Source organism: Lactococcus sp. SK2-659 (assembly GCF_020218185.2).
GTDB classification, from domain to species: Bacteria; Bacillota; Bacilli; order Lactobacillales; family Streptococcaceae; genus Lactococcus; species Lactococcus lactis.
Window position 1 is genome coordinate 415,587 of the sequence record NZ_JAIWQZ020000001.1, and the last position, 13,130, is coordinate 428,716.

The window sequence follows — 13,130 nt, forward strand, 5'->3', positions numbered from 1 at the left end:
AAAAGATTGTGTTATAATGATTCGTATGCGAACTAAAAAAGAAGCAATTGGACGACTTTTAAAAGTTGCCAGTAATCAAATGTCACGAGAGTTTGATAATTTTGCAGCTCAGCTTGATTTGACGGGTCAGCAAATGTCAATATTAGATTTTCTTGGAAACCAGAGTGAAGAAGACTCAGAAAAAGAAATCAGTCAGACGATGATTGAATTAGAATTTAATATCCGACGTTCTACAACAACGGAAATTTTGCAACGTATGGAAAAACGGCAGTTGATTAAGAGAAAAGCGAGTCCAACAGATGCTCGTCAAAAATCAGTTGAATTGACTGAAGAAGGCAAACAATATTTACCCGAAATTAGAACATATATCCAAGGACATAATCAAAAAGCTTTGGCGGGTTTGTCAGCAGAGGAGATTGCTGCAGTTGAAAAATTTCTTAATAATTTTAGCATGCAGAAAGGAAAAGAATGAACACAGAATTAGAAACAAATACAGCCAATCATAAAATTAGCGCGAAAACGCGCTTTTCAATTGTCGCCGTGGCCCTTGTGGCTTTTATGGGGATATTAGCGGAAACAAGTTTGAATGTCACGTTTCCAACGCTTGAAAATACCTTCGGACTTCCACTGAGTACGGTTCAGTGGGTAACAACTGCTTATTTATTAGTTGTTACGATTGTAATGCCAACAAGTTCATATATTAGTCAACGTTTTCAAAATAGGACATTATTTTTTTCAGGATTAATCTTTTTTACCCTTGGGGATTTACTGAGTTTAATTTCTCCGAATTTTACTATTTTAATGGCGGGACGCTTAATTCAAGGAATCGGGACTGGTATTGCCATTCCATTGATGTTTAATCTTGTCTTAACTAAAATTCCGCGTGAGAGAGTAGGACTTTGGATGGGATTTGCTGGGATGATTTTGAGTATTGCCCCAGCACTTGGACCAACTTATGGTGGACTTTTAACAGGGACTTTAGGTTGGCGAATGATTTTTGCAATTATTTTGATTATCCCAATCTGTCTCTTTCCTTTAGGAGCTTGGGCTATTGAGAAAAGTGAAAAAATACGTCCAGGCAAATTTGATTTTATTGCTTTTATATTTTTGTCATTAGTAATGACCAGCGCTCTTTTAGCTTTAGATTCACTTTCAAGTGCTCATTTTTCATGGATCTGGTTAGTGGTCTTTATCTTGGGGTTGATTGCTTTTATTTGGCGTTCAAAAACAAGTACATTGAATTTTATTGATATCAATGTTTTCAAGAGCCCAACTTTTACTTTGTCTGTCCTAGTTTATTGTATTTTACAATTTGTCAATTTGGGAATTAACTTTATCATTCCTAATTTCTTACAAGTATCGTTAGGAGCTACAAGTACATTAGCAGGTTTTGCTTTATTGCCTGGTTCATTAATTGGTTCAGCAGCTCAAGGTCCAATTGGTGCGCTCTATGACCGCAAAGGGGCCAAGGGAATTTTATATAGTGGAAATACTGTATTCTTTATCGCTCTTGTTTTATTAACGATTTTTACTAAGAATCTGACTTTACTGGGTGTGATGGGACTTTATGTTGTATTCACAATCGGTCGTTCTTCAAGTTTTGCAACAACCATGACCAATAGTTTAGCTCAACTTCCTCATGATAAAGCTGCCTCTGGTAATGCTTGGTTTACTACAACTTCTCAATTTGCAGCGTCAGCAGGAACGGCTACAGCTAGTCTTATTGCAACAAAATCAAGTAATTTAACAACAGGAACTCAACATGTATTTATGTTTTTCCTTTGTCTTGCTTTGCTTAATTTTGTCTTCTATACTTTGATTTTGAACAAGAAGATAAAATAAATCTGATTAAAAAAGTTTCGTAATGATACGAAGCTTTTTTTATAATTTAATACAGTATGCTTAAAAAGCATAATTATTGATATAAAAAGCATTTCACGTCAGCTAAAAAATATTTTATAATAAAATCATCAAAAAGATAAAGCAATGTGAAGCTTTTGAGTTGACTTGAAGTGAACTTCAAGGAATATAATGAAAACAGAAGTTAAAAATGAATGGAGAAAAAATGTCAAACAATATTGAAAACAAAGTCGTCTTAATCACAGGAGCCTCAAGCGGTATTGGCCAAGCAACTGCTGAATTACTTGCTAAAAAAGGAGCCAAAATTGTACTAGCAGCAAGGCGTGAAAATCGTTTGCAGGAGCTGGCTGATAAAATTAAAAAGGCTGGTGGACAAGCAATCTATCAAGTGACAGATGTAACTAATCCAGAAGATAGTAAAAAGTTGGTACAATATGCGAAAGAAAATTTTGGCAAAATTGATGCGATTTTTTTGAATGCAGGAATCATGCCAAGTTCCCCTTTATCAGCTCTTCATGTTGAAGAATGGGAAAATATGGTTGATATTAATTTAAAAGGTGTACTTAATGGGCTCGCTGCTGTACTGCCTGAATTTACAGCTCAAAAATCAGGACATGTGATCACAACGAGTTCAGTTGCTGGCCTAAAAGCATATCCCAATGGTGGTGTTTATGGGGCAACAAAATGGGCGGTTCGTGAATTAATGGAGGTACTCCGAATGGAATCTGCTCAAGAAGGAACTCATATTCGGACAGCTACTATTTATCCGGCTGCTATAAATACTGAGTTACTGAATACAATCACTGACAAAGAAGCAGCAGAAGGAATGACAGCTCTTTATGAACAATATGGGATTAGTCCAGAGGCAATTGCTCGCATTGTTGCTTTTGCTCTTGAACAACCTGAAGACGTTAACGTCAGCGAGTTTACTGTTGGACCTACAACACAACCTTGGTAAGAAAAGGAGAAAAAATGAAAATTGATGTCAAAAAGTTTTCTAAGATACAAGATATTTATATTAGCCCAGACCCGCAAGAACATCGTCCTGCTTGGATTTGGTTTGCTTATATTGATGATGATTTAGCGGTAGCAGCAGGTCGTGGAACGGCATCAAGTTGGTGGCATTCGGCAATGCTTTCACGTAAGGGGCAAATTCACATTGACGGGAAAGTCTATCAAGTGGAATTTGAACCTGTAACAGATAAAGAAAATATTGATAAGTTTATTGCTTCTTATCGACAACGTGCGGGTCATAGCTGGGACCCTGCTTGGGAGAAAAATTTTAGACCGACAGTGATGCGCCTAAAATTTTTGAAGGAACTTGGAAAAAGCACAAGATAAAATGTCTTAATAATTGAAGAAAATTGGAGGTTAAAATGGAAAAACAAACCGCAGGACATGAACAACTTGGAGAATTTGCCCCAAAATTTGCTGAATTAAATGACGATATTCTTTTTGGAGAAGTCTGGAGTCGTGAAAAAGAACTTTCAGCACATGAACGTAGTGTCATTACGATTACAGCTTTGATTGCTGGTGGAAATTTTGAACAATTAAATTTTCATATGGCAAAAGGAAAAGAAAATGGAATAAGTCAGGAAGAAATTTCAGAAATAATTACGCATCTGAGCTTTTATGTGGGGTGGCCAAAGGCTTGGTCGGCTTTTAATATGGCTAAAAAAATTTGGGGATAAGAGGGGAAAGCTATGAGAATTACGGTCAACATTTTGTACCAAGGTAAGGGTGAGAATGCCCGTCTTTTTGCTGACGAAATGGTCAGTTCTGGACTCGTCGATAAAATCCGTCAACAAAGTGGAAATTTACGTTATGAATATTTTGTCCCTTTGGATAATCAACACGCAATTCTATTGATTGATGAATGGGAAAACCAAGAAGCAATTGATTTTCATCATAAAAGTCCGATGATGGCAAAAATTGCTGAATTGAGAGAAAAATATCAACTGCGCCTAAAGGTAACTTGTTATCAGCAGATTGATTAGAAAAGAGAGAACGAAATGGATAAAAAAGAATTAGACAATGCACTTATTTTTCCTCAGGGAGAAAAAAATCCTTATGGTGCTTATTTTACTGGTCAATCTTATTTAGAAGGAATGATTGCAGATAAGGACTTGCCCTTTGGTGTTGGAAATGTGACTTTTGAGCCTGGCTGTCGTAATCATTGGCATATTCATAAAGAGGGTTATCAAGTTTTATTGGTTACAGCCGGTGAGGGATGGTATCAAGAAGAGGGGAAGGAGGCCCAACTTTTACATGCGGGTGATACGATTGTTACTCATGCAGGAGTTAAACATTGGCATGGAGCGACAAAAGATAGCTGGTTCAGTCATGTGGCCATTACCGCGGGAGAAGCAGTTTGGTTAGAAGAAGTTTCTGATGAACAATATGAAAACTTATAAAATAAAAGAGTATTTCCGAACATTCAGCAAAACCGAACAATAAATTGAAAAAGTTCTAGTTTTATCCGCTAGAGCTTTTTTTATTTGGCTCATTAGAATAGAATAAGAAGCATAAAGAATTCCTTAAATGGATGGAGGATATTGTGGGAAAAGAAAAGTTGCTCTATGAAGGAAAAGCTAAGAAACTGTATTTTACTGATGATTCAGAGGTGCTCTGGGTGGAATATTGTGATCAAGCGACTGCATTAAATGGTGCTCGTAAAGAACAGATTACGGGAAAAGGTGCTCTAAATAATCAAATTACGTCATTAATTTTTGAAAAATTAAATGCTGAAGGTTTAGAAACACATTTCATAGAAAAGATATCAAAAACCGAACAATTGAATAGAAAGGTTTCAATAATTCCTTTAGAAGTTGTTTTAAGAAATGTTGTTGCTGGTTCTTTTGCCAAACGATTTGGTCTTGAAGAAGGAATTGTTTTACAAGAACCAATTGTTGAGTTTTACTATAAGGATGATGCTTTAGATGACCCATTTATTAATGATGAACATGTTAGATTCCTGAACATTGCAACTTATTCAGAGATTGAATTTTTAAAGAGTGAAACGCGTAAAATCAACGAGATTCTGAAAAAAATCTGGGCTGAAATCGGCTTAACTTTGGTTGATTTCAAACTTGAATTTGGCCGTCTTGCTGACGGAAGAATTATTCTTGCTGATGAAATTTCACCTGATACTTCACGTCTCTGGGATGCGAATGGTCAGCATATGGATAAAGATGTTTTCAGACGTAATATTGGCGATTTAGTTGAAACTTATACTGAAGTTTTGAATTTGTTAGAAAATGCGAAATAAATGAGTTCTAGTTTTTAGGACAGTTCCTCACATCTTATATAGAAAGAATTTTAAAATGACTAAAGTACGTGTTTACGTGGCTTACAAAGCCTCAATTCTCGACCCTCAAGCCCAAGCGATTAAAGCGGCAACTCATAAAATGGGTTATCAAGAAGTTACAGAATTAAATGTTGGAAAATTTTTCGATTTTGAATTTGATGCAGAAGCTGAGATTGCTCGCGCAAAAGCAATTGAAATTGCCAATGAATTGTTGGCAAATCCAAATATGGAAACTTATAAAGTTGAAATTTTGAATGAACAAAGCGAAGGAGCTAATTAATGAAATTTGCAGTCATTCAATTTCCAGGGTCAAATTGTGATTTTGATTTACTTTGGGCAATTCGTGATGTTATGGGAGCTGAGGTAGAATTTGTCTGGCATGATGAGAAGTCGCTTGCAGGTTTTGACGGAGTGTTGATTCCAGGGGGTTTTTCTTATGGTGATTATTTACGCTGTGGTGCGATTGCGTCATTTGCCAATATTATGCCGGAAATCAAACGTTTGGCTAAAGAAGGGAAACCTGTTTTTGGCACTTGCAATGGATTTCAAATTTTGGTTGAATCTGGGCTTTTACCGGGTGTATTGATTCGCAATGAGGGTTTGAAATTTGTTTCCAAATGGCAAGCTCTTAAAGTTGAAAATAATCAAAGTAATTTTACGACTGAATATGCCAAGGACGCTTTGATTAATTTACCAATTGCTCACGGTGAGGGGCAATATGTTGCTGACGAAGCTCAGCTTGCTGAACTTAAAGCAAATGGGCAAATTATTTTCACTTATGCTGACGAAAATCCTAATGGGTCAGTTGAAAATATTGCTGGAATTGTCAATAAAGAAGGAAATGTGCTTGGGATGATGCCTCACCCTGAGCGGGCCATGGAAGAACTGCTTGGTGGCGCTGATGGAGTACATTTGTTTGCTTCTGTCTTGAAAAACTTTGTTGGAAAATAAAAAAATTACTGACAGAATTTAGATTTTAAAAAACGAATCTGTCAGTAAATTTGTAATTTGAAATAATTGAATTCAGAGCGCTGAAAGCTTTTAAAGTAGAGAATATACAAGTTGCATTTCTATTGGAACGTATATTCTTTAGACTACTAATGCAGTAAATTGGGCTGTAGTTTTCTACGTTTTTAAGCAAGCGTTTCTCATATCTTATAGGAGAATAACATGACTTTGGAGATGTCACCAGAACAGATTCAAGAAAGCAAAATTTACCGTGAGTGGGGACTGACGGATGAAGAATATTTGAAAATCAAGGATGAGATTCTTGAGGGCCGTTTGCCAAACTTTACGGAAACGGGGATGTATGCCGTGATGTGGTCAGAACATTGCTGCTACAAAAATTCAAAACCTGTCTTAAAAAAATTTCCGACGACTGGGCCACAGGTCTTGATGGGGCCTGGTGAAGGAGCTGGGGTTGTGGATATTGGTGATGATTTGGCGGTTGTTTTCAAAGCTGAATCTCATAATCATCCATCTTACGTTGAACCTTATGAAGGTGCAGCAACTGGTTCTGGTGGGATTATTCGTGATATTTTTTCAATGGGAGCTCGTCCAATTGCAATTTTGGATAGTTTGCGTTTTGGGCCAATTGACAATGGTAAAACTCGTCATATTGTGGACCAAGTAACCGCTGGGATTGCGGGATATGGAAACTGTATTGGAATTCCGACGGTTGGTGGCGAAGTAGCCTTTGATGAATCATACGCTGGAAATCCTTTGGTGAATGTCATGTGTGTGGGCTTGATTGAACATAAACATATTCAAAAAGGACAAGCTAAAGGTGTGGGGAATTCTATTTTTTATGTCGGAGCGAAAACAGGACGTGACGGCATTCATGGGGCGTCTTTTGCTTCTAAAGAATTTGGTTCTGGTTCAGAAACACAACGTTCAGCGGTTCAAGTCGGTGATCCATTTATGGAAAAATTATTGCTTGAAGCTTGTATTGAAGTCATCCAAAATCATGGCGATATTTTAGTCGGAATTCAAGATATGGGAGCAGCTGGATTGGTTTCATCTACATCAGAAATGGCTTCAAAAGCTGGGTCAGGCCTGCGTCTTAACTTGGATAATGTGCCTCAGCGTGAAACAGAAATGATTCCTTATGAAATGATGTTGTCTGAGTCTCAAGAGCGTATGGTGCTTTGTGTCAAAAAAGGACATGAACAAGAAATTATTGATTTATTTAAAAAATACGACCTTGATGCGGTCAATATTGGGCAAGTGACTGATGATGGCTTTTATACGCTTTATCATAAAGGGCAAATGGTTGCTCATGTTCCAGTTGATTCATTGGCGGAAGATGCTCCAACTTATTACCGTGAGGCACAAGTCCCTGAGCGAATTCAAAAATTTACTGACAGCAAAAAATACCTTCCAGAAATTACTGACAGCTCTGTCAGTGAAATTTTCAAAAAACTTTTGGCTCAACCGACAATTGCTAGCAAGAAATCAATTTATGAAACTTATGATTCGCGCGTGATGACCAACACTGTTGTTGCACCAGGCTCAGATAGCGCAGTTTTACGAGTGCGTGGCACTAACAAGGCACTTGCGATGACAACGGACTGTAACGCTCGCTATCTCTATCTTGATCCAGAAAAAGGAGGAGCAATCGCAGTTGCTGAAGCGGCTCGTAATATCGTGGCCTCTGGTGGAAAACCTCTCGCGATTACTGACTGTTTGAACTTTGGAAATCCGGAAAAACCAGAACAATTTTGGGAATTAACAACAGCGGCTGATGGAATTTCACGTTCTTGTTTGGCCCTTGATACACCAGTTATTTCAGGAAATGTTAGTCTTTACAATGAAACAAACGGTTCAGCTATTTTACCTACGCCGATGATTGGAATGGTTGGTTTGATTGAGGATGTAAAAAATATTACGACTCAAGAATTTAAAAAAGCGGGTGATTTGATTGTACTAGTCGGTCAAACCTTTGATGATTTTTCAGGTTCTGAACTTCAAAAAATGCTGACAGGCGAAATTTCTGGAAGAATTGATTTTGATTTAGAAACTGAAAAATCCAATCAAGACTTTGTTTTAAAAGCAATTACTGACGGATTGGTCAGCTCAGCACATGACTTGGCAGAAGGAGGATTGGCGATTGCTCTAGCTGAATCTGCTTTTGCAAATGGCTTAGGCGTTGATGTGAAAGTTGACTTAACCAATGCCCAATTATTCTCAGAAACGCAAGGTCGCTTTGTACTCTCAATTTCACCAGAAAATCAAGTTGCTTTTGAAAAATTACTGACAGAACGTTCGGTCAGTGGCGAAATAATCGGAAAAGTTACTGACAGCGGAATTTTGGAAATGAATGAACTTTCTATTTCTACTGACGAAGCTGTCAGCATTTATGAAGGAGCCCTCCCATGTCTGATGAAATGACAAGCGCAACATTTACTGAGCAAGAGTGGTCGCACTTTGAAGCGAAGACATTAAATGAAGAGTGTGGACTTTTCGGTGTTTGGGGGCATCCTGATGCCGCTCGCCTGACCTATTTTGGACTTCATGCTCTCCAACATCGCGGGCAAGAAGGTGCAGGGATTTTGGTCAATAATAATGGCAAACTCAATCGTCATCGTGGTCTGGGTCTGGTCACAGAAGTTTTCCGTGACGAAAAAGATTTGGAAGAGCTGACAGGCTCAGCAGCCATTGGACACGTCCGTTATGCCACGGCTGGTTCAGCAAATATCAATAATATTCAGCCTTTCCAGTTTGAATTTCATGACGGATCACTTGGACTTGCCCACAATGGAAATTTAACCAACGCCCAATCATTGCGCTGTGAACTTGAAAAATCTGGGGCAATCTTCTCCAGTAATTCAGACACAGAAATCCTCATGCACTTGATTCGCCGTAGTCATCATCCAGAATTTATGGGCAGAGTCAAAGAAGCGCTCAATACGGTCAAAGGTGGCTTTGCCTATCTCATTATGACTGAAAATTCAATTGTCGCAGCCCTTGATCCTAATGGATTTCGACCACTCTCAATCGGTAAAATGAGCAACGGTGCACTTGTTGTGGCCTCAGAAACTTGTGCTTTTGATGTCGTTGGTGCCACTTGGATTCAAGATGTTCAACCCGGTGAAATCATTGAAATTAATGATGACGGCATTCATGTGGACCAATTTACTGACAGCACCAACATGACCATTTGTTCAATGGAATACATCTATTTTGCCCGTCCTGACAGTAATATCGCTGGAGTTAATGTTCATACTGCCAGAAAACGTTCAGGAAAAATTTTAGCCCAAGAAGCCCAAATTGATGCTGACATTGTCATCGGTGTGCCTAATTCATCACTCAGTGCTGCTTCAGGCTACGCTGAAGAATCTGGTTTGCCTTACGAAATGGGGCTGATTAAAAATCAATACGTGGCAAGAACATTTATTCAACCGACTCAAGAACTTCGTGAACAAGGCGTTCGCATGAAATTGAGTGCTGTTCGAGGTGTTGTAGAAGGAAAACGCGTCATTATGGTTGATGATAGTATTGTGCGTGGGACAACCAGCCGTCGCATCGTCAAACTCCTCAAAGACGCAGGCGCCGCTGAAGTTCATGTGGCAATCGCCAGTCCCGCTCTCAAATATCCTTGTTTTTATGGTATTGACATTCAAGACCGTGACGAACTCATCGCAGCCACACATACGACTGATGAAATCAGAGAAGCTATCGGAGCGGATAGTCTGACCTATCTTAGCCAGACAGGACTTGTCGAGGCGATTGGTCATGATAAACTTTGCTTATCATATTTTGATGGTGAATATCCAACACCGCTTTATGATTATGAAGCTGACTATTTGGAAACTTTAGCGAAAAATAGCGTGAAATGAAAAACTAGAGTACTCACTCTAGTTTTTTTAGCTAAATTCATAAAGCGATTATTTTAGATTACTCCTTTTAATATGTTAGGATAAGAATAAAAGCAAGTGAGGTGAGCAAATGATTATTACAATAGTTGGAGGAACAGGACTAGTTGGCCAAGGAATTTTCAAAGAACTTGCTCAAGTTGCGGATTATGAATTACACAGTTTATCAAGAAATGGTAAATCTAAAGATAATCTAGTTGAGCCAGTCATTTATCATGCTGCCAATCTAAATGAAGCTGGGGATTGGCAAGAACTTTTACAAAAATCAGATTGGGTGATTGATGCGGTAGGAATTCTATTTCCAAGTAAATCAAAGGGAACAACTTATGAAAAAAATAGTATTCAACCAGCAAAAATAATTATTGATACAATAGTTAACTCAAAAAATCAATGTCTTTTTATTTCGGCAAATGATGGTCCTTTTTTTATGAATGACTATATGAAAGCTAAAAAAGAAGTGGAGGCTTATGGTCAAAAACGTTTGAAATCAAGATTTGTTTCTGTTTTTCCAGGAATTGTCTATGATGCTTCACGAAAAAGCAGTTATTTTCCAGCACGCCTATTGGAGCCACTCATAAAAATTCCGATTTTTTCTTTCTTAAAAAGTTATCGTCCAATTAAACGAAGCCAATTTGCTAAGGAGATTCATAAAATTATCGAAGGGAAAGAAAGTTCACTGACCACTCGTATTAAATAAAAAACTCATGTTTAGACATGAGTTTTTCTAATTTACTTTGATTTTTTTAAGAAGTGGAACTATTTTTGGATAAATAAGATAGGCGATGATAATTAAGATAATCAATGACGTAGCAATAAGATTCCATGATTTCATTAGTTCAATACTTCGAGCTGTAGGAATAGGAGTTGAAGTAATAACGAACAGGGTCTTGATAGATAAGCCGTTTTTTATGATGATGAGTGAACCTAAAAGCATCAACAAAAATTGGTGAAGAATACTTCCGATATTTTGAATGGTATATTTTACCCAGATCCGTTTATCTTCAACGATATTAACAGTATTTTCATAGTCTTGAGTTAAGCTTGAATTTAAACTTCCTTTAAATAAACTAGTAAGGAATAAACCTAGAGCAAATAGAGGACTAAAAACAATCAAAAGTAAACCTAGAAAAATTCCGATTAAAGAATAGGTTTTGACATTTTTTCCAAGTAAATTTTTGACCTTAGAGGCAAAGACAATTCCTAAAACATAAGGAAGATAAAACTGTAAAAATAAATGCTGATGACCATAAAAGCCAGCGACATACAAAGAACAAAAAAGAAATAAATAATTTCCCACTGCCCCATTAATAGCTGTCAAATATGATAATTTACGAGGGATATTTCTTTGAATTTTATTTTTGAAAAAATTCGTAGCGACAATATAGAGGGTGACCAAAAAGAAAAATCCGAAAATGAAATAATCAAATTCTAAACTATTGGCAAGTAGTCGACTTGAGCGTAATAGAAAGAGGCAAACAAAAAATAAAGCAAATAAAATAAGATATTTATATGAAGCTTTTTCTAAATCATTTGGATCAACTTTGTAATTGTCCAAATTTCCAACTAATTGGAAGGAGAGAAGATAAACTATTCCATAGAAGACAAAGAACAGGGGATATTTTAGAGAAGGGGATAAGACAAAAGAAAAGCCAAGGGCTAAAAATAAAAGTAAGCTAACTAAGGTTTTTCCTTTGATAAGCTGGTTAGTATTTTTTAGATAATAATTTACCGAAGTGTTTGACATCGGCAACCAAGCTGCACTCACTCCTAAAAGAATTCCGGATAAAGTATAGAAAGGAAAGTAGAAAGAACCCATAAATCCAAGCAAGCAACCAAGTAAACCGGCATACAATGAAATTTTTAAAAGACTATAGCTGTTGATTCTTGTTTTTATTCCTCTTATAAAGAATACGCCAGTCATTCTGAAAGTATAAAAGAGCAAAAAAGGAAGGAGGGCAAGAAGCGAGGTTCCTTTTGCAATTTGAATGAAAATCATGAATGGAAGGACAATAATTGTATTACTTAATATTAAGAGGGCAGACTTTCCCAAAGAATTTAGTTGTTGAGTCATTTTTCTCCTATCTTTTTATTTTGACATCTAAATCCATTATAAGGCAAAGTGTATTAAAAAGACAGCTTCACTTTTTTTGATAAAAATCTAATAAGAGACTTCTTCCGTTTTTTTTGTAAAACCAAAATATTAAATTGACAAAAAATTAACAAAAGAATATAATATTAGCAACATAATAATAACGCTTTCAAAGGAGGAAGTAAATTATGAAAAAAATATTATTGGCTTTATTAATAGTTGGAACCACCATTGCTGTGGGATTTCGAGTGAGTGCCGATAGCCTGGTTTATCGTCTCTATAATCATAATACCGGAGAGCATTTTTATACTACAAGTGCAACTGAACGAGATTTTGATATTAAGGTTGGTTGGACTGATGAAGGATTAGGTTGGGTAGCACCAGATAAAGGGACAACGGTTTATCGGCTTTATATTCCCAATGCTGTGGGTGGAGATCATTATTACACAAAAAGTAAGTATGAAGCGCAGTCTTTGGTAAATAAAGGCTGGAAGTGGGATAATCAAGGAAAAGCAGTTTTTTATTCAGGCGGAAATTTGCCGATATACGTTGCTTATAATCCCAATGCCCAATCTGGTGCCCATAACTACACCGGTAATTCAAATGAAGAAAATAACTTGATTAATATTGGTTGGAAATATAAAGCAGTCGCTTGGAATGCTGTCAGTCTGTCAGTAAATCCTTCGAATAATTCTTTGCAAGAACTCGCTGATGGGATGAATGCAGAAAGTTCAAATATTATTTCTGAAAGTGGAGGAATTTTTACTAAGGCAAACGTTACTGTCAGTGATAATACACTCGTTATTACTTTTACACTTTCTCAAAATATGGGAGTGGTCAGTTCTGATAAAATAGCAGAATTGAAAAATAATTTAACATCCCTATTTAATGAAAACGAATCTATTTTTAAAAGTATAGGTATTGCCAACCTTTCAGTTAGATATAATTTTAAAAATCCTGACGGAAGCTTAGCAGCAAGTATTGCTTATCCATGAAATAA

At 36.8% G+C, this 13,130-nt stretch carries 15 protein-coding genes; 14 read left to right on the forward strand and 1 reads right to left on the reverse strand.

What is annotated here, in order from left to right; genetic code table 11:
• Positions 1 to 25: 25 nt before the first annotated feature.
• The 13 genes from LDP15_RS02010 to LDP15_RS02070 all read left to right on the forward strand — a co-directional run bounded on the left by LDP15_RS02010 (position 26) and on the right by LDP15_RS02070 (position 10,738).
• Positions 26 to 472 (forward strand): MarR family winged helix-turn-helix transcriptional regulator, encoded by a 447-nt coding sequence (locus LDP15_RS02010; protein WP_015426709.1) that lies wholly within the window; start codon positions 26 to 28, stop codon positions 470 to 472.
• Positions 469 to 1,842: an MFS transporter gene (locus LDP15_RS02015; RefSeq protein WP_225513438.1), complete on the forward strand. Its 1,374-nt coding sequence runs from the start codon at positions 469 to 471 to the stop codon at positions 1,840 to 1,842. The genes LDP15_RS02010 and LDP15_RS02015 overlap by 4 nt, the downstream gene beginning before the upstream one ends.
• Before the next feature lie 223 nt (positions 1,843 to 2,065).
• Positions 2,066 to 2,818: an SDR family oxidoreductase gene (locus tag LDP15_RS02020; RefSeq protein WP_015426707.1), complete on the forward strand. Its 753-nt coding sequence runs from the start codon at positions 2,066 to 2,068 to the stop codon at positions 2,816 to 2,818.
• A gap of 14 nt (positions 2,819 to 2,832) precedes the next feature.
• Positions 2,833 to 3,201, forward strand: a complete 369-nt coding sequence (locus tag LDP15_RS02025) for a DUF2255 family protein (protein ID WP_015426706.1) — start codon at positions 2,833 to 2,835, stop codon at positions 3,199 to 3,201.
• 35 nt (positions 3,202 to 3,236) lie between these two features.
• Entirely contained in the window at positions 3,237 to 3,551 is a 315-nt protein-coding gene (locus tag LDP15_RS02030; RefSeq protein ID WP_015426705.1) for a carboxymuconolactone decarboxylase family protein, read from the forward strand.
• A 12-nt stretch (positions 3,552 to 3,563) separates the two neighbouring features.
• The gene (locus tag LDP15_RS02035; RefSeq protein WP_015426704.1) at positions 3,564 to 3,857 is read left to right on the forward strand and encodes an antibiotic biosynthesis monooxygenase family protein; all 294 of its coding nucleotides are present in this window, start codon (positions 3,564 to 3,566) and stop codon (positions 3,855 to 3,857) included.
• A gap of 15 nt (positions 3,858 to 3,872) precedes the next feature.
• Complete coding sequence (locus tag LDP15_RS02040) at positions 3,873 to 4,274, forward strand: cupin domain-containing protein (RefSeq protein ID WP_015426703.1); 402 nt, start codon at positions 3,873 to 3,875, stop codon at positions 4,272 to 4,274.
• A gap of 143 nt (positions 4,275 to 4,417) precedes the next feature.
• Entirely contained in the window at positions 4,418 to 5,128 is a 711-nt protein-coding gene (purC, locus tag LDP15_RS02045; RefSeq protein WP_015426702.1) for a phosphoribosylaminoimidazolesuccinocarboxamide synthase, read from the forward strand.
• Between the two features lie 55 nt (positions 5,129 to 5,183).
• A complete protein-coding gene (purS, locus tag LDP15_RS02050; RefSeq protein WP_010906021.1) occupies positions 5,184 to 5,447 on the forward strand; it encodes a phosphoribosylformylglycinamidine synthase subunit PurS in 264 nt (87 codons plus the stop codon).
• Positions 5,447 to 6,118 (forward strand): phosphoribosylformylglycinamidine synthase subunit PurQ, encoded by a 672-nt coding sequence (gene purQ, locus LDP15_RS02055; RefSeq protein WP_015426701.1) that lies wholly within the window; start codon positions 5,447 to 5,449, stop codon positions 6,116 to 6,118. The genes purS and purQ overlap by 1 nt, the downstream gene beginning before the upstream one ends.
• Positions 6,119 to 6,337: 219 nt before the next feature.
• Positions 6,338 to 8,557 (forward strand): phosphoribosylformylglycinamidine synthase subunit PurL, encoded by a 2,220-nt coding sequence (gene purL, locus LDP15_RS02060; protein WP_015426700.1) that lies wholly within the window; start codon positions 6,338 to 6,340, stop codon positions 8,555 to 8,557.
• Entirely contained in the window at positions 8,542 to 10,005 is a 1,464-nt protein-coding gene (gene purF, locus LDP15_RS02065) for an amidophosphoribosyltransferase (protein WP_225513437.1), read from the forward strand. Before purL ends, purF begins: the two co-directional genes overlap by 16 nt.
• Positions 10,006 to 10,114: 109 nt before the next feature.
• Positions 10,115 to 10,738 carry an NAD-dependent epimerase/dehydratase family protein gene (locus tag LDP15_RS02070; RefSeq protein WP_015426698.1) on the forward strand — a complete coding sequence of 208 codons (624 nt, stop codon included), beginning with the start codon at positions 10,115 to 10,117 and terminating at the stop codon, positions 10,736 to 10,738.
• A 27-nt stretch (positions 10,739 to 10,765) separates the two neighbouring features.
• Here the strand turns inward: LDP15_RS02070 and LDP15_RS02075 are convergent, their stop codons facing one another.
• Positions 10,766 to 12,112: a hypothetical protein gene (locus LDP15_RS02075; protein ID WP_015426697.1), complete on the reverse strand. Its 1,347-nt coding sequence runs from the start codon at positions 12,110 to 12,112 to the stop codon at positions 10,766 to 10,768.
• Positions 12,113 to 12,318: 206 nt separating this feature from the next.
• Between LDP15_RS02075 and LDP15_RS02080 the strand changes: the two genes are divergently transcribed.
• Positions 12,319 to 13,125, forward strand: a complete 807-nt coding sequence (locus LDP15_RS02080; RefSeq protein ID WP_015426696.1) for a hypothetical protein — start codon at positions 12,319 to 12,321, stop codon at positions 13,123 to 13,125.
• Positions 13,126 to 13,130: the final 5 nt, after the last annotated feature.

Excerpts from the sequence above, each read along its gene's own strand:
- LDP15_RS02040 (WP_015426703.1), top strand. The coding sequence starts at position 3,873 with ATGGATAAAAAAGAATTAGACAATGCACTTATTTTTCCTCAGGGAGAA.
- purL (WP_015426700.1), top strand. The coding sequence starts at position 6,338 with ATGACTTTGGAGATGTCACCAGAACAGATTCAAGAAAGCAAAATTTAC.
- purQ (WP_015426701.1), top strand. The coding sequence starts at position 5,447 with ATGAAATTTGCAGTCATTCAATTTCCAGGGTCAAATTGTGATTTTGAT.
- LDP15_RS02080 (WP_015426696.1), top strand. The coding sequence starts at position 12,319 with ATGAAAAAAATATTATTGGCTTTATTAATAGTTGGAACCACCATTGCT.
- LDP15_RS02010 (WP_015426709.1), top strand. The coding sequence starts at position 26 with ATGCGAACTAAAAAAGAAGCAATTGGACGACTTTTAAAAGTTGCCAGT.
- purF (WP_225513437.1), top strand. The coding sequence starts at position 8,542 with ATGTCTGATGAAATGACAAGCGCAACATTTACTGAGCAAGAGTGGTCG.
- LDP15_RS02025 (WP_015426706.1), top strand. The coding sequence starts at position 2,833 with ATGAAAATTGATGTCAAAAAGTTTTCTAAGATACAAGATATTTATATT.
- purS (WP_010906021.1), top strand. The coding sequence starts at position 5,184 with ATGACTAAAGTACGTGTTTACGTGGCTTACAAAGCCTCAATTCTCGAC.
- LDP15_RS02015 (WP_225513438.1), top strand. The coding sequence starts at position 469 with ATGAACACAGAATTAGAAACAAATACAGCCAATCATAAAATTAGCGCG.
- LDP15_RS02070 (WP_015426698.1), top strand. The coding sequence starts at position 10,115 with ATGATTATTACAATAGTTGGAGGAACAGGACTAGTTGGCCAAGGAATT.
- LDP15_RS02020 (WP_015426707.1), top strand. The coding sequence starts at position 2,066 with ATGTCAAACAATATTGAAAACAAAGTCGTCTTAATCACAGGAGCCTCA.
- LDP15_RS02035 (WP_015426704.1), top strand. The coding sequence starts at position 3,564 with ATGAGAATTACGGTCAACATTTTGTACCAAGGTAAGGGTGAGAATGCC.
- LDP15_RS02030 (WP_015426705.1), top strand. The coding sequence starts at position 3,237 with ATGGAAAAACAAACCGCAGGACATGAACAACTTGGAGAATTTGCCCCA.
- LDP15_RS02075 (WP_015426697.1), bottom strand. The coding sequence starts at position 12,112 with ATGACTCAACAACTAAATTCTTTGGGAAAGTCTGCCCTCTTAATATTA.